Below are 22254 nucleotides of genomic sequence, written 5' to 3' on the forward strand. Positions count from 1 at the left end.
GGCGGTCACCGCTGCCGGGAGCGACGTGATGGATGTGTGGCTGGCCGAGGAACCGGACAGCTACGACGCCCAGGTCATGCGAGCCCGGGTCTTCGTGGAGCGTGCCTTGCGTGCCCACCGCCAACAACACACCGCCGTATCCGAGTTCGAGACCCGTGGCCGACATGCAGCGCAGATGGCCGCACACCGGGCTCCGCACGATCCGGTCCCGTGGGTGTGCCTGCTGGCCCTCGCGCAGATCGATGTGCGTCAACAGCGACCGGAGCACCGTGTGCCGTCGAAGGAGCCGATGCTGCCGCCGGGGCCGTGGCAGTTGCTGGGCGAGGTGCACCGACGGGATCCGTTCAACCGGGAGGCATTCCACCGGATCCTGCAGGTCCTGCTCTCCCGGGACGCCCCGGCATCCGGCGGGCTGGCTGCGGTCTTCGACTTCGGACGGTGGGTGGCATCGTGGGCGCCCGCCGGATCGCCCCTGCTCCTGCTACCGGCATACGCTCAAGTCGAGCAGTGCCGCCAGCAGATGCAGCGCGGCAGGGTGCACCCGCTGTGGCGACGGCAGTGGGCCGAGGACCCACTGCGCTCCTACACCCGCAACGCCTTCCACCACTGGTTCAAGACCACAAACCCCTCTCTACGGTCTTTGACCGACCTGAGCCACCTTGCGTATGCGCTGTGGGCAGGCCACCAGTTCGTCGAAGCCGCCCAGGTGTTCACAGCCATGGAGCCCTACGCCACCCGCGAACCGTGGTCCTCGGTGGAGGACCAGCTCCCGGGAGACGACGCAGGTCAGGAGCTGATGCTGCGGGCACGCCGGGAAGCGCTGGCCTACGCACACAGGAAGGCTCCACGCGCCGGCCCTCGTCCGTGACCCTGCCGGACCTCGCCACATCCCTTGACACGCACGTTCAGCCCATTCGCCCCTTTCTTCACTTCCTGGAGGTTTCGTGTTCCGCTTAGGTCAGCACCGCCGGTCGGATCGCTCCCGGCGTGCCCCGGATGACGCGTACTTGCGCGAACTGGGGTACGAGCCGGTGCTCGCCCGCCGGATGGGTCCGTTCGGCAACTTCGCAATCAGCTTCTCCGTCATCAGCGTGCTCTCCGGCTGCATGACGCTGTACGGCTTCGGTCTGACCACCGGTGGCCCCGCGGTGATGATGTGGGGCTGGATCGCCGTAGGCGTGATGGTGATGTTCGTCGGCGCCGGGCTCGCCGAGGTCACCTCCGCCTACCCGACGTCCGGGGCCCTGTATTACCAGGCAGAGAAGCTCGGCGGCCGCAAATGGGGCTGGTACACCGGCTGGCTCAACCTGCTCGGACTGCTCGGTGCGATCGCCGGCATCGACTACGGTGCCGCGCTGTTCACCGGTGCCTGGCTGAACCTGCAGTTCGGCTTCGAGCCGAGTGCGGGCAAGACCATGGTCATCTACCTGATCATCCTCGCCCTGCACGCCGGGTTGAACCTGTTCGGTGTCCGGCTGGTCAGCATCCTCAACAGCATCAGTGTCTGGTGGCACCTGGCCGGCGTCGCCGTGATCGTCGGCGTGCTGGCGATCGTCCCGGCCCGCCACCAGGAGCCCGGCTTCGTCTTCGGCGAGTTCGTCAACCACACCGGCTGGTCCAGCCCCGTGTACGTGACGCTGATCGGCCTGCTGCTGGCGCAGTACACCTTCAGCGGCTATGACGCCTCCGCGCACCTGTCGGAGGAGACCACCAACGCTCAGGTCAGCGCCTCCCGCGGCATCATGCGGGCCATCGGCTGGTCCTGGATCGCTGGGTTCGCGTTGCTGGCCGGTCTCACGTTCGCCATCCAGGACTACGCCGCAACCCGCGCCACCGCGACCGGAGTTCCGCCCGCCCAGATCTTCCTCGACGCCCTGGGAGTGTCCGGCGCGAAGGCGCTACTTCTGGTCGTTATCGTCGCCCAGCTGTTCTGCGGCAACGCCGAGACGGCTGCCGCCTCCCGGATGGTGTTCGCGTTCAGCCGGGACGGTGCCCTGCCGGGCTCGGGCCTGTGGCGGCGGGTCCACGCCCGCACCGGTACGCCCCGCCACGCGGTGTGGCTGACCGTCGGTACCGCGGCCCTGCTCGCCGTGCCGAGCCTGTACAGCCCGACCGCCTACGCGGCGATCACCAGCATCAACGTCATCGGCATCACCCCCGCCTACGCCATCCCGATCTTCCTGCGCGTCAAGCACCGCCACCGGTTCCGGCCCGGACCGTGGAACCTGGGCCGGTGGGGCGTGACGGTCGGCACCGTCGCTGTGGCCTGGGTGGCATTCGTCACCGTCCTGTTCTGCCTGCCCCAGACCAGCCCGATCTCCGTCGCCACTTTCAACTACGCACCCCTCGCGCTGCTCGCCGTGCTGTCGCTGGCCTGGCTGTGGTGGCGGGCCGCGGGCAAGCGCACCTACGACATGCCCGCCCAGAGCCTCGACCGCTCCTCCGACCACTTCGACCAGGAGATCGTGTGAAGTTCTCTGCCAACTCCGGCAACGGCGCCGATGCCCCTCTGGCCGCACCTGCGGGTCAAGGACAGGGGCATGCCGCGTCGAGCCAGCTATCCCTCGACCAGCTGCGCCACCTGGTCAGCTCTGGACGGATCGACACGGTGCTGCTGGCTGTCCCCGACCTACAGGGCCGGCTGAAGGGCAAACGCTACGGCGCGCGGCACTTCCTCGACCGCGTCGCAACGGGCGGGGCGGACATGTGTGCCTACGTATTGGCCACCGACGTCGACATGACCCCCGCCGGCGGCTTCGCCCTGACCTCATGGGCCACCGGCTATCAGGACCTGGCCGTCACCCCAGCGCTCACGACGCTGCGCCTTACTCCGTGGATGCCGAAGACCGCCCTGGTCCTCGGTGACGCCGTCGACCACGAGGGCAGCCCAGTCGAGGTGGCCCCGCGCCAGATGCTGCGCCGACAGCTGGAGCGCCTGGCCCGCCATGGTCTGGACGTCAAGGCGGGTCTGGAATGCGAGTTCGTGGTCTACCAGGGAACCCCCGAGGAAGCCGCCGAAAGCGGCTATCAGGATCTGCGGCCCCTGGCCATGGGGAGCCTGGATTACGCCCTGGACCACCCGCCGGCCGCGGACCGGTTCTTCCGCCGCCTGCAGGCAGCCCTCGCCGGCGCCGCTCTTCCCGTCGAGGCGGTCAAAACGGAAAGCGCCCCCGGTCAGGTGGAGGTGACGTTCCCCTACGGCGAGGCCCTTGCCGCCTGCGACGGGCACCTGGCGTTCAAACACGCCGTCCGCGCCATCGGCGGCCGGTCAGGTCTCACCCCCACCTTCATGGCAGCCCCCACAACCGGCGTGGGAAACGGCCTCCATCTGCACATCTCGCTGTGGAAGAACGGCAACAACGCGATCACCGGCACCGACGGCGCCCTGTCCGCACTCGTCCGGCACGCCATCGCTGGACTGCTCGATGCTCTGCCGCAGATGGCTGTGCTGTACGCGCCGAACATCAACTCCTATAAGCGCTACGTCCCCGACTCCTTTGCGCCCACCACCGCCAGCTGGGGCTACGACAACCGCTCCTGCGCCATACGCGTCGTCGGCCACGGCGAAGGCCGGCACCTGGAGATCCGCGTCCCCGGGGCGGACGCCAACCCCTACCTGGCGCTCGCCGCAGCTGTCGCCGCCATCAACCACGGCGTCGACAACGCGCTCACCCCCGGACCGCCAGAGACAGGCAACGCCTACCGGGAAGGAGGGCCACCTCTCCCGAGCACGCTGAAGCAGGCGCAGGTGGCCCTCCGCAACAGCGCCATCGTCCGCGACGCCCTCGGCGACGCCGTCGTCGAGCACTACGCCCACCTCGCCCAGCTGGAGATCTCCCACCACCAGCACATCGTCACCGACGCCGAACGCCACCGCTGGCTCACCCGCGCATGACCCCAAGGAGGCTTCCGTGAAGAGCACCCACGTCGCGGCGAGGTGACCACCCTGCGATGACGCACCACCCCAACTGCCCTGATTGCCTACGCACAGCGCACATCCACGGGCATGCCCCGCCGGAGCCACCAAAACCTGACCCGCCAATACGTGCCGCGACATTCGTCCTCCTGTTCCTGGTCTTCGTCGTGATCGCCAGTGGGTGGATGGGCCTCATGTGGCTCGTGGCACAGGACGCCGGCTGGCCCTAATCAACTCATCGGGCACCGCACCCTTCGACAGCCGTTACGCAGGCATGGCTGAAGCCCGGCGGGCACCTCACCCCGCTGGCCAGCTGCTCCGCAGCAACGTCTCAGCGGAGCCAGAACGGCTCACCGGTAAGCGCGGATTGATCGCGCTCGCAACCCGCGCTCGAGCTGAGATCACACCCCCGTCAATCCCGTTGCCGCAATACCCCAGAGGAGCGATTCGAGCCGTTCGAACACCCGAAGTCGCACGCAGACCAACAACCGCACAGCCCGAGTCGGTGATGGGAACTCATGTTCAGCATTTGCCTCCGAAGCACCCGTTACGGGGGTGCGATCGGGGCCGTTCTTAGAGCACCTGTACTCATCAGTGACTCCCCTGGAGGAACCATGCATCCCATTGCCATCCCCGTGATGCCCCCTACCGATATCGAACATCGACGGCTGGAACCCCATCTGCCCATGGGCTTCCTGGGGCGCATTGTTGACGCTGCGGCCCGCCGTGCCCGCCACTCATCACGCCCGGATTCGGGGTGGGGGGCATGAGCGAACCCACCGACGCATCAACCGACCGTGTCCCGGGGCCGCGCACCTCCCCTCAGCCGCCTCCGCCCGCCACGAAACCTGCCGGATGGCAGGACGGACATGACGTCCCCCCTGGAGCCAAGCCGGGCACCGCCGCAGAAGCGACCGATCCGGGGTCGCAGATGCGGTACGTGGACTTGACCGGCAGCCGTGAAGCGGCCGGCCGGTCGATCCGGATGAGCGACATGGCCAAGCGCCTGCCGCAGTTGGTGCGCCGGTCGTTGGCCCTCGCCTGGCGGGTCGACCGGGCAGCGACCGTCGGTCTCCTGCTGTGCCAGGGGGTCGCCGGTGTGATGCAGGCCCTGGGCCTGGTCGCGATCAGCGGGACCCTGACCGCACTGCTGACCAGCGGGGACGTCTACCAGCGGCTTCTGCAGGCGTGGCCGTCGGTGGTCCTGCTCGCCGGCGCATCCGGCGTGCGAGCGCTCCTGGGGATCACCGTCAACTGGCTCTCCTCCCGGCTGGGCCCGCTGATGTCGCGCGAAGCCGAGCAGATGCTGCTGACGGGCTGCGCAGAGGTGGAGCTGTGCGCCTACGACGAGCCCGACTTCAACCGCGACCGCGAGGCCGCCGACCGCGGAGCACAGGTCACCGGGGACCTGATTGACGAAGGGCAGGACCTGATCGCCTCGGCGGCCTCCTTCCTCGCCGGAGCCGTCGTGCTGGCCGGGGTGCACTGGGTGCTCCTGCCGCTATTGGTGGCGGCCAGCCTGCCGCAGGCCCTGGCCCAGATCAGCGCCGCACGCGTGCGCTACCTGGCCAACCTCCGCAGCAACGGCGACAACCGGATGCTGTCGGTGCTGCGCTGGCACATCTACACCCGCGAGGCCGCCGACCAGATCCGCGCCGGCACCATGGCCGGCTTCCTGTCCGGCCGGTATCGGCAGACGGTCGCCCGGATCAACCGCGAGGACCGCACCGCAGCCGACAAGGGGGCGCGCATGTCCCTGTTCGGCGCGCTGTGCGGAGGGTTGGGCTCGGCCCTGGTGTGGGCGGCGGTCGTGTGGCTGCTGGCAACCAGCCGCATCAGCGTCGGGCACGCCGGTACGGCCGTCTTCGCCCTGCAGACGGTGGGGCAGTCGGTCCGCGGCCTGGTGGCCATCGGGGCGCGGGCGGTACGCACGGGGCTGTACATGGACGACTGGAGCGGATTCCTGGACAAGGCCGGCGGGTTCCGCATGCGCCGGGGCACGCACCGGCCCAAGCCGCCGCAGAAGATCGAGCTCAAGGCGGTCTCCCACCGCTATGCGGGCAAGGACCAAGACGCGCTGTCCGACGTCTCGCTGACTCTGCGCCGTGGCGAGGTCACCGCCCTGGTCGGGTTCAACGGCTCGGGCAAGTCGACGCTGTCGAAGCTGGTCAGCGGCCTGTACCTGCCCACGGACGGGCAGGTGCTGTGGGACGGCACCCCTGCCGGCGACGCCGACCCGCAGGCGCTGTGGCAGCAGGTGGCCCTGGTGCCACAGGACTACGCGCACTGGCCCCTGACCGTGCGCGAGAACGTCACCCTCGGGCAGCCATCGCCGCGCGGCGATACTGCCGTGCGTGAGGCGTGCGAGGCTGCCGGCGCCGACGAGGTCGTCGACAAGCTCGGTGCCGGGTTGGACACCCTCCTCGCCCGCGAGTGGCTCAACGGGGAGGAGCTGAGCGGTGGGCAGTGGCAACGCGTCGCTCTCGCAAGGGCGTTCTTCAAAGAGGCGGGGCTGCTGGTCCTCGACGAGCCGACCGCGAACCTGGACCCGAGGGCGGAGTACCGGATCTTCCAGCGGCTGCGGGACCTGGCCCGGGACCGGGTGGTACTGCTGGTGACCCACCGCATCACCAACGTCGCCGTGGCCGACCGGATCGTGGTCCTCGACGAGGGCAGGATCGTGCAGGAAGGCACCTACCAACAGCTCTCCCAGCAACCGGGCCTGTTCCAGCAATTGTTGTCCTACCAGGTCACCTCTGAGGAATCCCAGTGTGACGGCGAGCACCGCGGGGCACGCACATGAGCCGCCACGGTGGGCCGGAGACCGAAAGCCGGGTGCGGCGCCAGGACACGGGAGCCCGGGCGCCCCAGCCGAGCATCGCGGTGGATCCGGATGCCGCGCGGGCAGCGATGGTTGCCCGGCTGGAGGAGGAAGGGGCGCTGGGCCCGGGCCTCGTGCGCGATGCCCTGCTTTCCCTTCCCCGTGAGGTGCTGATGCCGCAGGCATACGTCCGGCGCAGCGCGCTGGAGGAGCGGACGCCGCGGTGGGACCTGCTGGACTGGGCTGTGCCCGGTGACCGCGAGGAGCTGCTCGGAGTGCTGTACGGCGGGGAGAGTGTGCTGATCCAGCACAACGGCGAACCCCTTCTCGGGCGCGTGCCCGGTCCGCGGTCCGGGGGGATGATCACGTCGATGTCCAGCACGGTCGGTATGACCGCCGGTCTGCTGCGGAAGCTGGATCTCGGGCCAGGACACCGGGTTCTTGATGTCGGCACCGGCGCGGGCGTGACCGCCGCGGTCGCCTGCTGGGTCTGCGGCGAGCGCGGCGTGGTCACCGTCGACCGCGATCCGCACGTAACCGAGGCGGCCCGCACGCACCTGGCCGAACTCGAGTACCGCCCGACCGTGGTGACGGGTGATGGGGAGGCCGGCTGGGAGGAACGGGCTCCGCACGACAGGGTGTTCGTCTCGTACGCGGTTCCGTGGGTGCCATGGGCGTGGGTGGAGCAGCTGGCCCCGGGCGGTCGGGTGCTGGCGACCGTGACCGGCACGTCGCCGTCCTGGCCGGGCCTTGCTGTGATCACCAGGACCGCTCACGGTCGGGTGGAGGGCGAACTGCGGGCGGTGGAATTTGGGCACCGGCCCGGCCACGGCTTCCAGCGGATCTTCCTCTCACGGGCGTTCTTGGACCGGATCACGGCCGGTGACGGCGGCCGTAGCTTCCACAGCCGCACAGCACCGCCGCCCGATGAGCCGCGCGGATTGTGGCTGGCTGTCGCGGCCCTCCGGCCTGGCTTGGTGCGGAACTGGGGTGCCGACCACCTGATGATCGGCGCCCCCGCGTGCGGCTCCTGGCTCACCGCCCGCCCCGGCACCTCTGGCGACTGGACGATAACGGCCTGGGGGCCCCGGGACATCTGGGACGAGATCCAGACCGTCGCCGCCCGGTGGCGGGCCGCCGGTTCGCCGACCTCATACCGGCTCCACTTCGACGCCCACGGCGAGCAGTGGGTCAGCGTCGGCAGCGACGAGAAGGAGCTGGCCTGGTCCCTGCCCCACCCAACCAGCCCGGAGCCGAAGGGGGCCCACGCATGATGCCCCTGCCCCGACGTGCCCCACCTGCCGACGCCGGCGAGATCGCCCGCCTTCGGTCGGAGCTGATCCTGTCCGAACCGCTCGACGAGAGCTGGCTCGCCAGATGCAGAGACCATCTGGCCGCACCGGCACGCCTGACTACCTTCCCGCCGGATACGTGCTGGGCAAGGCCCTCGCCTGCTCGTTCCGTGGCCAGACCAAGAGCCACACGGAGCGGCCACCGCCGATGCCGGTGTCCTGGCGCAGACGGGCATCGGCCGGTAAGCGAGCCGATCAACACGTCGTTCGGCGTCGACCGACCACCTCGACACAGAGACCGCAGGACCCACCCTAAGGAGAACAGAACCATGTTGACCGTTATGAGCCAGAACGCCCAGTACGGGGCCAACATCGACGGGCGCTGGGAAGGCCTGCTCGACGTTATCCGCGGCGTCGGTCCGCAGCTGCTCCTCCTCCAGGAAGTCGACTGGCTGGCAGACCCCGACAACGCCGAGGCAGCGAAACAGGCCCTCGGGATGGAACTGGCGGTGGCACCATCAAGGAACCTGAACACAGCGGTCGCCTGGAAACCTGAGGCCCTGGAACTGCTGGCAACCGAGACGAAATACAGCGTCACGGAGATGCATCACGGCTACTGCGCGCCCCGCTTCAAACCCCTGGGCCTCTCACAGGACCTGCCGGAACCGCTGGTAGCGATCAGCACACACCTGACCCCCTACTCCGCGGACGTCGCCGCCCAAGAGGCCCAACTGCTGTGCGCCCGCGCCTACCGGTACGGCGGAATCGCCCTGATCGGAGGCGACATCAACCACATGGCACTGGGTGACGAAGAACCCGACTGGTCCCTCGTCCAGCCCTACAACCGAACCTCTCGCTGCCTGCGGCGCAAGAAGCCCACCGACCCCTGGCAGGGCAACCGCGTCGTCGGCCAAACGTTCATGGACGGTGAGCTCACCGACGTCGCCGCCCACGTTGCCACCCTCCGCAACGACGCCTCCCTGCTGGCACCCACCGGCAAGGCCGGCCTCCTACGAGTGGACCAGGCCCACGTCACTCCCACGCTTGTCCCCGCGATCAAGAACTACCGGATAGTGGACCCAGGCCCTCACTCGGACCACTACGGAGTCGCCTTCACACTCGACCTGGAACAGGCCGACACGTCCCTGATCCGTGACTACACCTGAACGCCGCTGGAATTCGGCTGCCGCCCATCTGCGTTGGGCGGCAGCCCGCCGGACAGCAGCCATGCGGCTGTATCCGATCAGGTTTGCGGACTATCTGCGGGGGAATAGCTCTGCGGTCCCGTTCTCCGGTATGGCGTGGCCGGCGGTGGGGCAGACTGTGGCCATGGCCTTTGACCCCCACGCCGTCCTGCCCCGCTTCACCGACGCATACCGGGCCACCCACGGCGGAAGCGACCCCTACACCGACGCGTGGCCATGGGCGGAAGCCATCGTCCGCTGGCACCGGGACCAGGATCCCCCCGTACTGCCCGGCCGCGGCTTCCTGCTTCGAGACGACCCGCAGGCCCGCGACCACCTAGTGGCCGCGGTCGCGGAGTCCCTCCGGATCGCGATGGGATGGACCGGCGACGCGATCGGCGACCTGGACCTGGACCGGCTCGGGTCCGAGCTACGCAACTGGATCGAGGACGAAGACGAGGACGGGACCGTCCTCACGCCCGGCGGTACTGGGTGGCCAGCCCCCACCGGACCGTACGCCAACCGCTGGCACGCCCTGATGCACGTGCTCGACAGCGACCCGGAGCAGTGGTCCCGGGTACGCCGCTCGGTGTACCGCGCCTTCGCATGCCTGTTGTGGCACGCACGCAATGCGCCGCACCTCGCCGACGGCTCCTACAACACGGTGCAGGACTACCGGCTGCGGCAGGCCCCGGGCCGCAGAGGCGACTACCGATCGCTGGCCGAAGTCGCACCCTCCCTGGGGATGTCACCGGTGCCCGTCCGCGACCCCCGCTGGTATGAGGGATACGAGCTCGTCACGGCAGCCGAAGCCAGCTGAGCAGAGACGAGGAGGAGGCAGACTGGCCCGCGCCCTACGCGTCGGGGCCTCATACAGGTCCAGGAAGAACCGCGGCCGTACAGCCGGCCTGGGCCCCGGGTCGTGCGGTCCGCTGGCGCTCTCCGAGAACCTCTCGGACCGACTGCAGCGACCGCTCCAACCGCTCGGTGACGACCTGGTCGTAGTCGATGCCGACGGCCGGCCGCACGTGCTCCGGGGTGCGTACCCACACCCGGCACTCCGCCGCCTCCACACCGCCGTTCGCGTGACCTCGGTACGACGCCGTGCCCACCAGGTCGTGCCAGCCGACCGGACGCAAAGGACGGTACCCACAGCCGTGAACACGAGCACGCATCGCGGCCACGCCCCGGAGTAGCGTGTTCCGATCACAGGCCAGCGGAACAGGGGGAGTTGGGAATGACGGCCAGAGCCGAGGCGCAGCAGCGCCTCCGGGAGCTCTACGAATGGCTCCTGCCGTACGCGCGGATCATCGCCACTGTGGAACGCGGTACCACTAACTGCCCGACCATCAGCCTTGAGATCCACGAGGACTCCGCGCAGGACGACAGGGACTGGCCCGACACCGCGTACACGCCGACGCTGGTCACCCTCCCCCCGCCGTGGCCGACCCTGGCGGCACGGATTCCGTCTCACGGGCCGGACGCCTGGAGCGCCGACGACTACCGGCGGGCCTGCGACGCATGGGAGATCGAGGACAAGGCGCGGTCCCTGGCCGACCACATCGCGGCCCCGGCTGTGGGCGAGGGCCGCACACGCTCATGCAGCGGCTCTTGGACCAGCACCAGGCCAGTGTCACCGTGGTCGACGGCCCCCACACGCACGATGGTCGGGCTGAACTTCGGCGGGGACCCACGCTGCGGAACTACCTTCGGCTTCACCGCCCACATTACCGCCGAAGCGCCGGTCACTCCTGAGGCCACGATCCGGGCCCTGTACGGGGCCGCACTGACGGCTTGGCGGCTGGACCGGCATTTGCGGACAGCGCAGCCGCCCGCGATCACGGTCCGTTCCGCCGACCAGCTGGTCGTGCCGTGGCCCGTCGAATTCAGGATCGACCTGCCAGGTGCGGCACCGCACTGGATCCGTCTGCATGACGTCGCGCCGACCACATGCGGGCGCCGCGATCAGGGCAGCCGACACGGTCCCGACGCGTGAGTGGGCTGGGCCTTCGGCCGCCCGGTGCAGGAGAGCGAGACGGCGGCCGGAGGCCGAGCCTGCTGCCCGTGGGCTCAGGCAGTCCGGGTGCTGCCGGGCACGAGGCGCCGGTCATGGCGATCAACCCCACCCCGGCTGCCGTCAAGGCGGACCGCGCCCGTATCGCCACGAACCTCACCAACGCCCAGTTGGAGGCCGGGGCCTGGAAGACGCGGTCCTGCTCCTGCCCGCCTCCTCACCCGCACTGACCGCCTGCGTCCGCCACTGCTCCGCCGCCCTCTCATGGCGAGCCATTCGTCAGCAGCAGGTGGAAAGCGCCGCCCCGGTAAATGACCGTAGCGGTGTCGGAGGCGCCTCCATCGAAGTACACCGGACTCAGCGGCTCCTCGCCGCTGTAGTAGCCGGTGGTGCGCAGGAAGTCAGGGCTGATGGCGGCGAAGGACCACGCCGGTCCGTCCGCACCGAGCAGTTCCCGGGCGAAGTTGCGGACCAGTGGCTCGGCCTCTTTTGCCGGGTAGTGGTGGCGGTAAGGGCTGAATGCCTCGCAGAGCATCCAGCGAAGCCGTGCCAGGAAGCCAGCACGGTCGAGCGAGCTGATCGTGGCACGGAAGCCGGCCCGCAGGAGCGGCCGTTCGAAGGGCTGGTCGTCGCACTCGTCTGCCAGGTTGTACCACCCGCGGCGACGGTCAGCGGCGCGCATGAGCTGCTCGAACATGGCGCTGCGCAGGAAGGCGTGTAGGACGTCCTGCCGGTTGCCGGCTGTGACGGGCACGTCGCAGGCCGCCGTAAGCAGCAGGGTGTTGCTATTCATGGCGCGATCGACGGCGGAGAGGAAGGCGTTCACGGTGGGAGGTTCAGGATCGGGCGGCGGTGCCGTGAAGTGTGGACATTCCATGGCCGCAGCCTCGCGGACCGTTCGTCGCGGACTCAACGGCTTTTCCATCACGCCAGTTGGACGGTTCAGCGAGCGCCGATGATGTTGCGGGGGTTTGTTGAACCGGCAAAGGTTTCCATACCGCCCTCTGATCAACCGGCTGCCGCATCGAGCGGCGCCCGGCCTACCAGTGCCGGCCAGACCTTGCGGTCACCCAGATTGTCCGCCGCGCTCTCGTTTTGTCATAGTTCGCCCTTTCGGTCGTCCGCGGTTTCCGAGTGCCGGCAGACCGCCCGATACCGTTCGCACACTGCGCCCGCGCCAGGCCGATCGCTTGGCCATCAGCAGTTGACGGGCTATCGCGCTTCACTGGGCACCTTCGTCTTGGTGCCCCCCGGCTCTTTCCGTAGAGAGTGTCAGCTACCGAGAGCGCGGATCCGCCGATCCTAACCGCGCCCTCCGAACCGAGCGGGCAGAGCACGAGCCGGTGGCGGTCGTCGCTTGTGGCGCTGGTGCGGGAGCCCGCCGATGTGTGACGGAAGGCTCCGACTGCGGCAGACTGAGCGCCATGGGGGATTTCGCGCAGCAGCTTCAGGAGGTGGCCTTGCTTCTGGACGACGTCGGGGCTGTGCCGCCGCTCACCATTACCTTCGCCCGGTACGCAAGCCCGCCGTACGTCACCCTCGCCACTCCGCATCGGTTGCCTCTGGCCGACCAGCGTGTGGCGGTGGATCAGATCGCAGTCCAGATCAGGGAGGTTCCCGCCGTCGATGAGGGCCTGGCCCGCTACGGGGCCTCGGTGCGCGGTCAGTGGAAGAACACCGTCATCATCGCCTTCACCAATACCGCGCCGCAGCACCTGCCCAACTACTCCGATCTCCCGGAGCGCACCACGACCACCTCGGACACCGCGGAGGCGCTGCGGGCCCTGGCCGACTGGGCCGGGAAGGCGGCGCCAGATGTGGACGAGCTGGTGGTCGAGGACCTGAGCCACTGCCACACAGCACACGCCACGGTCTCGGACGACGCTGCCGCGCAGCGCGTGCTGGACGGCCTGGTGCCCGACAGCAGCTACACCCTGCATAGGCCGGGCCGCCGCTACGGTTCCCTGTTGCCCACCGGCCACCTGCTCTCCGTCAGAGTCCGCGCGAAGCGACAATGACGGTTGATCCGCGGCGGATGGTGGCGATCATCGAGGCGAGGCCCAGGTCGAGCAGGATCTGGACCTCGCGGGAGAGTGCGTTGAAGTCGGCGTGGGCTTGGGCGGTCCGGTAGGGGTAACCACTGTGGGCCGCGGCGAGCGCCCCCTGGGACGCGTGCAAGGCCGGCCGGCAGGGGCGGGACACCCGGGATCTCAGGCTCCTTCGCCCGGCAAGGCCAGAAGAACCGGCGCGAAGGACGCGGAGCCGGGACGGGCGATGACCGGTCCTCGCTTCGCCGACGCGAGCGACGAAGAGGTCCGCCAGCACTCTGGATCAACGCCTGGATGCTTCGAGGCGACGTACGCGGCCAGCGCCACGGCACCCGCCGCATCCAGCGAACGTTCCCAAGGGACCTCGGCCGACATCGCCGCCCGCCCCGAGCAGTCACGTCCTGCGGGCTGGCCCCCGCAGTCCTCAGAGACCCGTACCAAGCGGGATCCTCGCGACGTGGTCCCACGTGATCTTCTTGGCCTGGGCATCCGCGGTCACGTCCACGAGGTGTACGGCGTCCACCCGCATCGGGGCATGGCCGGGGCGTACCTTGCTTCGGAGCTTGCGCTGGACCTGGTCGGAGTCGCATTCGTCGGTCGCGTATCCAATCGTGAGATGCGGGACCTTGGTCGGATACCTCGTCGCGCCGGGTCCCCGAATGGCCTGGATGACGGCGCGGACGGCGGTGTGGAGGTCGTCGAGGGGCTCGTCGGGATGGACGTCGGCGATCACTCCGGAGTAAGTCGCGGCACAGGCCGTGTCCCTCGCAAGTCGTGTCGCATTCCGGGGGCGTGGCGAGGCGGTGCGTGTCGCGATCACCGGGCGAGCAGAGTGTCGAATTGCGCGACAGCCAGGCATCGCAATGTGACTACGATCACAGGCGCCCGGACCCCTCATTGCCGGCCGCCGAGTGGGATCTGAGCGATCGACTTCCACGTGATGGTCTTCTCCTCCGAGTTGGCGCTAACGTCGACAAGCTCGATGGCGTCGACGCGCAAAGGCGCATGGCTGGGTCGAACTCGACGCACTCGCCGATGAATCTGGTGGAAGTCGTCCAGTGAGACCTCCTGCGTGGCGTACGACTCGGTCAGATGGAGAACGCCGGTTTCGTACGATGTCGCCGCAGTGCCTCTTATCGCCTCAAAGGCGCTGGTGGTCCGGGTGCGTAGAGCGTTCAGGGGCTCATCCGGTCCGAGATCAAAAATGACACCCGAGCCGTACGCGAGAGGGCTGCCAACCGTGAGCGTGAAGGGTTCGACGCCCGTCATCCGCCTCGTCAGCTCGTCGACGAGCGGCCGCCGTTCGGTTTCCGGGACCTCGACAGTGGGCTTCTCGGACAATTGATAGAGAGTGATATGAAACCAGTTGTCGCCGATGTGCGTGAGGGGATCGTCCTTAGTGGCGGCGCGAACGCCGCGGATGTAGGCCCTCAATCGGAATGTCCCGTTCCGTTGTGCCCACCTGGGACTTCTCGATCGTCTCATTCGTGGGACACGGCACTTCTGTCTCACGATCTTGTCCCTCCTCTTGCCCCAGCGTTCCGCCGATCGCCGTGCCCTGGCCCGGCGCCGCATCGCTTGTCGTCACGTGGACGTTCCCTGATTCGCGCTGTGAAATTTCCTCTGGCCTGGGAGAATTGAGAATCTGGTAATGAACGAGGGGGAATGGTGGAAGAGTTCGATCAGGGACTGCGGTGCCAGGACGTGCACGCGGGACTGCGGAACGTGGATCCGAACTCAGGGTCCCTCACTGCGTTAGAGGACACGCAGCTGATAGGCATGGCCGCCAGCCTGGCCGCCCTGATCCGCGGTCAGGAGGTCATCGACAACGCCCAGGCGCTGCGAGCGGTTGCGGCGGAACAGCTGGATGTGAACCCTTTCGCCTTCGACCAAGTCGTCCTGGCCCTAGACGAGGTGGGCTTCGTCGAGGGCGTGCAGCGCTCGGGAGGCAAGATCACCCGGTTCACTGAGAGCGTGCCGTACTACGACGACCTGTACACCAAGCTCGGACACGCCTGGCGTGAGCGTCGGCCTTCGGAGACCGAGGAACAGCTGCTGCTGTTGGTGGACTATCTCGCGGACGGCCCCGTGCCGGAGGAAGAGGTCGTCAGCCAGGCGGGCGTGGACTCTGCCGCGCTGGCCAGCCTGCTGGAAGTGGGGGAGCGGTCCGAGATCGTCAAACGGATCCAGGTGCCGGACGGTGATGTGCTCTACTCGCCGTTCTTTGGTTTCGAGAACCCCCAGGTGATCGCTGACCTGATCCGCGAGCATGGCGCGGACGAGTTGGCCGACGCTTTCGCCGCCGTCCGCGGTGAACAGGGCCGTCCCATCGGGCCGGATCAGCCACTGCTGCAGGACGCGATCTCCCGCGGCCTGTTGATAGCCCCTGCCGTGGAGCGGCCGGACAACACCTTCCAGCCTTTCGCGGCCCTGCCCTACACGCTGGACCGGGAACTGCTGCGCGGCCGCAAGCCAGTCCTGGAAAAGGCCCTGGCCCTTCTGGCCTGCCTGCGCTGCGGACAGCATTTCGGTGGCCACACCAGCCTCGCCCCCGAAGAACTGGTCGCCGTCATCGACAAGCTCCTCGACCCCAACCGCGGTGTTCTGGCCCCGCACGGATCCCACGAACGTCAGTACCGGCTTGTGCACGCCGCAGGACTGATCGCCTTCGACCCCGATTCGATGCCGGGTGGCAGCTGGGTGCGGCCACGCTTCATCAACACCGAAGACAACCGGGAGGCCCTGCGCATCGCCCGCGACCTGATCACCTACGGCGAGCACCTGGCCGGTCGTATCGGAGACGAGCAAGCCCGCCAGACCCTGGCGCTCGGCCAGCGCTTCAGCGCCCCCATGCAGACCATGCACCGCACCCGCGCCAAGGCACCTGTCAGCACCAAGCAGTGGCAGAACGTCATCGACGCGGCCATGGGAAGGGGACGCACCCGATGAGCGAACTCGATCTCGGCCTCAAGGTCGCCTCACGCCGCCTGCTGTGGCGCATGGGCTACACCACCCGCCTCGACGTCCAGCTCCGCAGCATCGCCACCGACACCGCGCCCTCCAACCAGCGAGGCCGTCGCACTGGCAGCCCCGAGGCGTACACCGACCTCGACGTCTTGGGCATCACGGTGGCCGGGGGCTTCCGCCTCCAAAGCGCCATCGTGGACTGCAAGACCAGCAGCAAAGGTTCCACCAACCGCATGTTCTGGGTCCGCGGAGTCGCCGACTTCTTTGCCGCCGACGCCGCCTACATGGTCCGCGAGAAGGACCTCAGCAACGCCGCCCGTCAGCTGACCAGCCGCCTGAAGATCTCCGCTCTCCAAAGCAGCGAACTCACCCGCCTTGAGGAGCTCCACCCCAGCCCTCTCGCCTTGGACACCGAACCCCTCGCATGGCTCTTCCAGCCGGACAAGGCCATCACGGTCCTGCGGGCCTTCAGCGGACTCGATAAACGCCTCAAGCCGCTGGTCGACTACCGCGAATTCACCTACTGGATCACTGAACAGCACCGCAACCCGCTGCAGATGGTCGACGAACTCGCCGCCGCCGCCCCACACCTCGATGCACGCGTCCCTCAGCACCTGGCCCTGGTGCTCGACTGCACCTGGCTCTATCTGATGTCCCTCACACACGCTGTGGAGAACATCCGCGCCACCCATGTCCTCGACCCTGATCGAGGGCTGCAGGAATACCTCTTCGGCGGCCCCGCGGGACTCCGCGAAAAGCAGGGGCTGGCTCAGATGCTGGAGGGCATCAAAAGCGACGGTGCCCTCCCCGAACAGGTCCACGTCGACCTCTTGCCGACCTACTACCCCCGCCTGCTTGAACTCGCTATGCGCATTATGATCCGCTCCGAAGCAGTGCTCCCAGCCCTGCGTATGCTCGAACTCGCGACGTCCGTGACGGCCCTAGGCCAGCGCATCGAGAAGCCCGAAGACATGGGCGGACTCTATGACGACGTCGCCGCCAAACGCGCCGCTGACGTCGTCGGATTCCTCGTCAGCAGCGCCGGCCTGGACACCGGCTTCCGCGCGCGCGCCCGTTCCCTATTCCTGGGCGAACCCGTGACGTAGAGCCGGTCACACGATGCGAATGAGCGAAGGTCAGCAATGCCCCAAGTGGGTGGCATTGACTGCGAGCTTCGCATTGGCCGCTGGAAGTGCAGCCCCCTTGCCTGATGCTGGGCAAGAGGCCCGTGATCGCTGCATCGGAGGCCCGAACGCGGTGTGCTTGGGCGCCAAGGAGTGGGCGGCGTTCCGCGCCGGGGTGCTGGCCGGAGCGTTCTGAAGTCGGCCGCGCCCGCGCGGCCGTGCCCGGTTACCCCGGCTCGTAATGGGGCTACCGGGCGCTGGTCTGTACTGCCTACCACCGCGCAGCATCGTGACTGGCCGGGGCGCGCACGGGAGCCAGGCCCGCCAGGCTCAGGTTCGTTCGGAGGGCCTCTATGTCTTTCGTCAAGGCGCCCTTCAGCAGCACGAAATCGGCCCGAAAACTTTAACGAGTTCAGCATTGCCACAAGCCGCCTATGGGGCACGGAGCACGAATGAGAATGAGTGGGAATCCGACAGCTTCAATGCGACAGGGCAGAAGTTCGTCTCATTGAAATGTCCTTTGGGTCGGACAGGGGCCACCGTCAATGAGAAAGGGACATACGAAATGCGAACCTACAGCGGATGAGTTCGGCAAGTTCGGGGTTGCGGTCGATATCCACCACGACGTAGGCGTGTAGCAGCGAGAACTCCGGGCTCTGGGGCCACAGGCCCTGGCCGTGCCTGAAGATGAACGGCTTCATGGCAAGTCAACGTACCGAGGCGACCTCCAAGTCTGCGGGCGAAAAGCGACGTTGGTGTCTCCACGGCGCTTGGAGCCAGACTTACGAGGGCTGCCGCCCGCGTCGTCAGCTCTTGGGCTTCGGGCAAGTTTGGGAAGCGGCGAAGATGCACGCGCCTGCGATCGCCTGACGTCCGACTCGGCTAGGCCAGCGGTGCGGGGTAACGGGAGTCATCGATGGACAGCCGGACAGCGGGCGCTACCGCTTGTACGGCCAGGCTGCTCAGGCGGCATCGAGGCCGGAAGTGGCACGGCACTAGGGTGGCGTCGAGTCGATTGAGAGGGGCCCGCGATGGGGGCGCACAAGCACGAACCGGTGGAACTGCCCGGCGGCCCGACCAACGCCGAAGGACGGGCGGTTAACGAGCAGTTGCTCGGCGCCCTGACGGGGGCGGCCATCAAGGGCTGCACACAGTGTGTGGACCGCCTGCTGGATGACGTCGCGGCCGATCCGGCCTGTGTGGCGCGCCTGGTGGAGGTGTCGCGGCTGACCGCACTGCGCGTGAACCGAGGCGAACTCCCCTCATACATGACCGACGATGGCGACCCGTTCGGCCCGGCCGCGCCGGAGTTCAAACGACTCGTGCGGGCCATCACGGCTGCCGAACCGCTGACCGAGGTGTGCGAGCAGCTCACGGCCCCCGAGCGACGGGCCGCAGCCAGCTATGCCATCGAACTGCTCGTCGGCCAGCTGACCATCGCGAACGCGACCGGAATCGACGACGTTGAGACGCTGGCCGAGATGTGCTGCGCGATCAGCGCGCTGCTCGTCGAGTGGGCCTTCACGACCGCGCCGGTGGCCCGCCGGGAGTTCACCGAGAAGTGGGACCGGTACGCGTTCGAGCAACAGGAGGCGGGACTGCCGGGCAACGGCGTCCACGCGCTGGCACTGCTGCTGGGCGCAGTGCTCCACCACCAGGCCCGCCAGGACCAGGTGACCGTCGAGCAGTTCATCGACCTGGTCTTCACCCGCGCGCTGCCCGCGCTCCAGGCCCCGGAGCAGGCCGGGGCCATCCTGAGCACCTTCGCGGCCCCGCCTCATACCGAGGACATGACCGTGCCGGTCAAGCGCCTCGCCCGGAGCAACAGCGACTTCCTCGCCGACCTGTGCGCCTTCGCCCGGCACACGATCACGATGCACGTGAAGGACTGCCCCTACGGCTTGCGCGAGACTGATCACGAGTGCACCATCGCGCACCGAGGTTCCGCCCTGAGCGACAGCGCACGGCCCCAGGTTGCCGCGCCCACCCCCGAGGAAGGGCGTCGCGTCGCCCTGCCCCGCATCGGCTACCGCGAGGACGAGCCCGTCGAGGATGCCCCCGCCGGCTACCCCGCCGACCACACCTGGCAGATCAACACCGGCCGGATCCTTGTGGAGCGGTGGGACGCCGGCATCTCGCGAGTCAACGAGATGATCTCCGAGGACTCCAGCATCAGCGAGCCCAACTACGGCCACGAAGTTGGGCTGGAGGCTCTGGCATGCCCGGCCTGCAAAAGTCGCGACGCCTTCCTCGCCGAGGGGCGCTGGGGTGATCCCCTCACCCTGCACTGCCGCTGCGGCATTACCATGATGTCGCCCCTCGACGCCGGCCCCGACGATCTGGGCCGCCGCCTGCTCAAGCGGTTCATCCTGTGCGAGGCGGACCCCGCCTACGCGGCCCGCCGCCTCCTGCCCCCGCTGGCGGAGTACCGGGAGCGCAAGCACAAGGCTCGCGCCGCCAGCTGGTACCGCGGCCCGGACAACAAGGACATCGCCCTCGTCGAGGCCATCGACCTGAGCGGCAACGACCTCTCGGAGGCCCTGACCGCGGCCCTGAAGCCGAAGCTGCCCGAGCGGCACGGCGGCCGCGACCTGACGCTGCTCCTCCTCCAGGTCTTGTACGCCCTGTCCACGCCAGCCGTACGCGACAGCACGGACGGCAGGAGGCTGGCCGACGCCGTGCGCACCCTCGTGGCCGATCTGAAGGAGGAGAGCGACCGGTGGGCGCCCACCCGGCAGCCGGTCCTGGACCGCCTCCAGCAATGGCGCGCCGAAGGCGGCCCGCAGCTGTGGCAGGACGCCTGGCAACGCACCCTGGACGTGGCCGGCCACCGCTTCGAGCGCTACCACGTCGGTGATGGGCGCATCAGCGACGGCTGCGCAGGACTGGCCCTCGCCCTGTACCTGCTGGCCCGCGAGGCGGACACCAGCGTCGACCAGATCGGCGCGGACGACGTCCGCAGCCTGCTGGTGCTGGGTGATACGGGCGAAAACGTCCAGGACCCGGCGGACGTTCCACGACGGTGGGGTGCACGACTGACAGGACTCGGCCACGACCTCGAGTCCGCCGACGACCCCATCGCCCGCCTGTGGCGGCACTTGCGCACCGACCGCCCCGTCGACGGCCACGACGGCCGTCGCGAGTCCGCCTTGACCCTCGGTCTCAAGCACATCCTCGGCGAGCGATCGTTCTACATGATCCGTTTCTGAGCATCTGCCGCGCCCGCGGCCTGGACACGTACGTGACCTGGCCCGGGAGACCCGGCATCGCCGCCGATCCGGCAGCGCCACGGTTCGAAAACGCGCCAGGCCCGCCGGTACGTTCACAGAATTCGTCTTCCAGGCCACGCACCGACAGCCCAGCAGGAGCCAGCCGATGCCCCCTCACACACCAGCCGCCGATCCGTGGGGCGACGCCGTACGACGCGCCACCGAGGCGACCGCCGCCCGCAACATCGGCGGGATGGACGAGACGTGCTGGGACGACGTCGCGATGCGCAACATCATCGCGATGGTGTTGTACGCCCTGCACCTGCGCGACGACCAACCGGTCCCATCGATCTCGTGGAATGCGGTGCTGTGGCAGCTTGCCGATGACCGGCGCGTCGACACCCTGGTCAACAGGGTGCTGCCAGGGGCTGGCCACGACCTTTCCCGTACCGCAGCGCCCGGCGATCCGGTGGCCGAGACGTGGCGCTGGCTGACCCGTACCTGGGATCCCCAGGCCCCCACGAGAGGTTCCAGCTCCGTACTTCTGGGCCAGCCGCACCGCGCCGAGAGCGACTGGGTGCCGGACTCTCCGGAACCTCGGTGGGGCGGCATGAGCCGGGGAATCGCATCCGGCCTGCCCGACCCGGCAATCGAAGTCTGCACGAACTGGTCGGCCGCCGTCGTCCAGGCCGCGATCATCGCTCAGCAGGGCGGCTTCCCCAAGTTCACACGTGTCCGCGTCACCGGCGGCGAGTTCAAAGGGCACCTCGGTTACGTGATCCAATCCGGCTGGGCCGCCGACGACGACACCCAGACCATGGTCGGGCCTGAAGGGTATGTCGTCGACCTCGACGACCCTGAAGACGCGGAGCCGATCGACGCGCACCAGCTCAAGCGCTCCTACGATCACCGCTGGCCTCGGCGGCCGGCAGGACCCCTCAAAGGCGGGCCCCCGCCCGGCCTCCACGATCCGCTGCCGCCCCGGCCGACCTGCGCCAAGGACCTTGCCGACATCCTGGAACGCGCGAGCAACCCGGAAGCCGTCCCCGACGACCTGCGCCGCACGATCGCCTCCGCGAAGGACCACCACCACCTTCAGATGGACTGGCAGGCCAGCCCTGCGCCGCAGCGCTTCACCTGGCAGGTGATCATGCACTGGTATCAGCTCACCGAGCACTACAGCGACGACCAGCGCGCCGAGCTGTGGGAGATCGTCCTCACGACGCACCTGCACGACCCCGAACCCACCCACCACCTCGCGTTGCGAGAGGAAGACGTGCCGCTGGTCATCGCCCGGTGCACGGCTGCGACGGCGTAGTCAGGGCTCGGTGACGCGCGTGCTGCCACCGACGGGCCTGCAGACTCCACAGGACGTCGTACCCGAGCCCGACGGGTGACGTCAGCCATGGCCTGTTGTCACAATGAGACGCCTAAACCCTGCGGGAGGATCGCGAGATGCTGTTTGGCCGCAAGAAAGCGGTAGCGCGGGCAGCGGCGTGGAAAGCCCAGGTACGTCTTGGGCTGTATCCGCCGTTCTAGCTCCCGCCCAGGAGTGGCACCCCGACACCGTGGTGGGCGGTTCCGTCACGTTCAGCAACGACGTGGCTGACGCATTGCGTCAACTTGTGGTCGACGTCGGTCCACATCATGAGCTGACCCCCCTTGCGTCCCGAACCCAA

The 22254-nt window shown here is 68.5% G+C and carries 19 protein-coding genes; 14 read left to right on the forward strand and 5 right to left on the reverse strand.

Annotated elements, in window-relative coordinates; translation table 11 throughout:
* Positions 1–28 precede the first annotated feature (28 nt).
* The 9 genes from ACZ55A_RS15410 (at position 29) to ACZ55A_RS15450 (ending at position 11457) form a co-directional block, all read left to right on the forward strand.
* Positions 29–868: a hypothetical protein gene (locus ACZ55A_RS15410; protein WP_468839608.1), complete on the forward strand. Its 840-nt coding sequence runs from the start codon at positions 29–31 to the stop codon at positions 866–868.
* 178 nt (positions 869–1046) lie between these two features.
* Positions 1047–2471: an amino acid permease gene (locus ACZ55A_RS15415; RefSeq protein ID WP_468840121.1), complete on the forward strand. Its 1425-nt coding sequence runs from the start codon at positions 1047–1049 to the stop codon at positions 2469–2471.
* On the forward strand, positions 2468–3895 hold the full coding sequence (locus ACZ55A_RS15420) for a glutamine synthetase family protein (protein WP_468839611.1): 1428 nt from the start codon (positions 2468–2470) through the stop codon (positions 3893–3895). Before ACZ55A_RS15415 ends, ACZ55A_RS15420 begins: the two co-directional genes overlap by 4 nt.
* Positions 3896–4847: 952 nt before the next feature.
* Positions 4848–6719, forward strand: coding sequence for an ABC transporter ATP-binding protein (locus tag ACZ55A_RS15425; RefSeq protein ID WP_468839614.1), 1872 nt, complete (start codon positions 4848–4850; stop codon positions 6717–6719).
* On the forward strand, positions 6716–8011 hold the full coding sequence (locus ACZ55A_RS15430) for a methyltransferase domain-containing protein (RefSeq protein ID WP_468839617.1): 1296 nt from the start codon (positions 6716–6718) through the stop codon (positions 8009–8011). The genes ACZ55A_RS15425 and ACZ55A_RS15430 overlap by 4 nt, the downstream gene beginning before the upstream one ends.
* A gap of 347 nt (positions 8012–8358) precedes the next feature.
* On the forward strand, positions 8359–9195 hold the full coding sequence (locus ACZ55A_RS15435) for an endonuclease/exonuclease/phosphatase family protein (protein WP_468839620.1): 837 nt from the start codon (positions 8359–8361) through the stop codon (positions 9193–9195).
* 163 nt (positions 9196–9358) lie between these two features.
* Positions 9359–10033 (forward strand): hypothetical protein, encoded by a 675-nt coding sequence (locus ACZ55A_RS15440; protein ID WP_468839623.1) that lies wholly within the window; start codon positions 9359–9361, stop codon positions 10031–10033.
* 417 nt (positions 10034–10450) lie between these two features.
* A complete protein-coding gene (locus ACZ55A_RS15445; protein WP_468839626.1) occupies positions 10451–11209 on the forward strand; it encodes a hypothetical protein in 759 nt (252 codons plus the stop codon).
* A gap of 113 nt (positions 11210–11322) precedes the next feature.
* Positions 11323–11457, forward strand: a complete 135-nt coding sequence (locus ACZ55A_RS15450; protein ID WP_468839629.1) for a hypothetical protein — start codon at positions 11323–11325, stop codon at positions 11455–11457.
* 32 nt (positions 11458–11489) lie between these two features.
* Here ACZ55A_RS15450 and ACZ55A_RS15455 read toward each other — a convergent pair whose 3' ends face one another.
* Entirely contained in the window at positions 11490–12053 is a 564-nt protein-coding gene (locus ACZ55A_RS15455; RefSeq protein WP_468839631.1) for a hypothetical protein, read from the reverse strand.
* A gap of 598 nt (positions 12054–12651) precedes the next feature.
* On the opposite strand from ACZ55A_RS15455, the gene ACZ55A_RS15460 reads away from it, so the two are divergent.
* The gene (locus tag ACZ55A_RS15460; protein ID WP_468839634.1) at positions 12652–13245 is read left to right on the forward strand and encodes a hypothetical protein; all 594 of its coding nucleotides are present in this window, start codon (positions 12652–12654) and stop codon (positions 13243–13245) included.
* On the opposite strand, the gene ACZ55A_RS15465 is transcribed toward ACZ55A_RS15460, so the two are convergent.
* The 3 genes from ACZ55A_RS15465 to ACZ55A_RS15475 form a co-directional block, all read right to left on the reverse strand.
* Positions 13220–13405: a hypothetical protein gene (locus ACZ55A_RS15465; RefSeq protein WP_468839636.1), complete on the reverse strand. Its 186-nt coding sequence runs from the start codon at positions 13403–13405 to the stop codon at positions 13220–13222. The genes ACZ55A_RS15460 and ACZ55A_RS15465 overlap by 26 nt on opposite strands.
* Positions 13406–13699: 294 nt before the next feature.
* On the reverse strand, positions 13700–14008 hold the full coding sequence (locus tag ACZ55A_RS15470; protein WP_468839639.1) for a 2'-5' RNA ligase family protein: 309 nt from the start codon (positions 14006–14008) through the stop codon (positions 13700–13702).
* Positions 14009–14169: 161 nt separating this feature from the next.
* Complete coding sequence (locus ACZ55A_RS15475) at positions 14170–14709, reverse strand: hypothetical protein (RefSeq protein ID WP_468839642.1); 540 nt, start codon at positions 14707–14709, stop codon at positions 14170–14172.
* Between the two features lie 231 nt (positions 14710–14940).
* Here ACZ55A_RS15475 and ACZ55A_RS15480 point away from each other — a divergent pair, with 231 nt between their 5' ends.
* A complete protein-coding gene (locus tag ACZ55A_RS15480) occupies positions 14941–16224 on the forward strand; it encodes a hypothetical protein (RefSeq protein ID WP_468839645.1) in 1284 nt (427 codons plus the stop codon).
* Entirely contained in the window at positions 16221–17348 is a 1128-nt protein-coding gene (locus ACZ55A_RS15485) for a hypothetical protein (RefSeq protein ID WP_468839648.1), read from the forward strand. The genes ACZ55A_RS15480 and ACZ55A_RS15485 overlap by 4 nt, the downstream gene beginning before the upstream one ends.
* Positions 17349–17908: 560 nt before the next feature.
* Here the strand turns inward: ACZ55A_RS15485 and ACZ55A_RS15490 are convergent.
* A complete protein-coding gene (locus ACZ55A_RS15490) occupies positions 17909–18067 on the reverse strand; it encodes a hypothetical protein (RefSeq protein WP_468839651.1) in 159 nt (52 codons plus the stop codon).
* A gap of 330 nt (positions 18068–18397) precedes the next feature.
* Here ACZ55A_RS15490 and ACZ55A_RS15495 point away from each other — a divergent pair, with 330 nt between their 5' ends.
* Together ACZ55A_RS15495 and ACZ55A_RS15500 are read left to right on the forward strand one after the other, a co-directional pair.
* Positions 18398–20575, forward strand: coding sequence for a hypothetical protein (locus tag ACZ55A_RS15495; RefSeq protein WP_468839654.1), 2178 nt, complete (start codon positions 18398–18400; stop codon positions 20573–20575).
* Between the two features lie 253 nt (positions 20576–20828).
* Positions 20829–21893, forward strand: coding sequence for a hypothetical protein (locus ACZ55A_RS15500; protein WP_468839657.1), 1065 nt, complete (start codon positions 20829–20831; stop codon positions 21891–21893).
* The last annotated feature ends 361 nt before the right edge of the window (positions 21894–22254 follow it).

The sequence above is a fragment of the Streptomyces sp. NPDC034111 genome, from assembly GCF_055575375.1.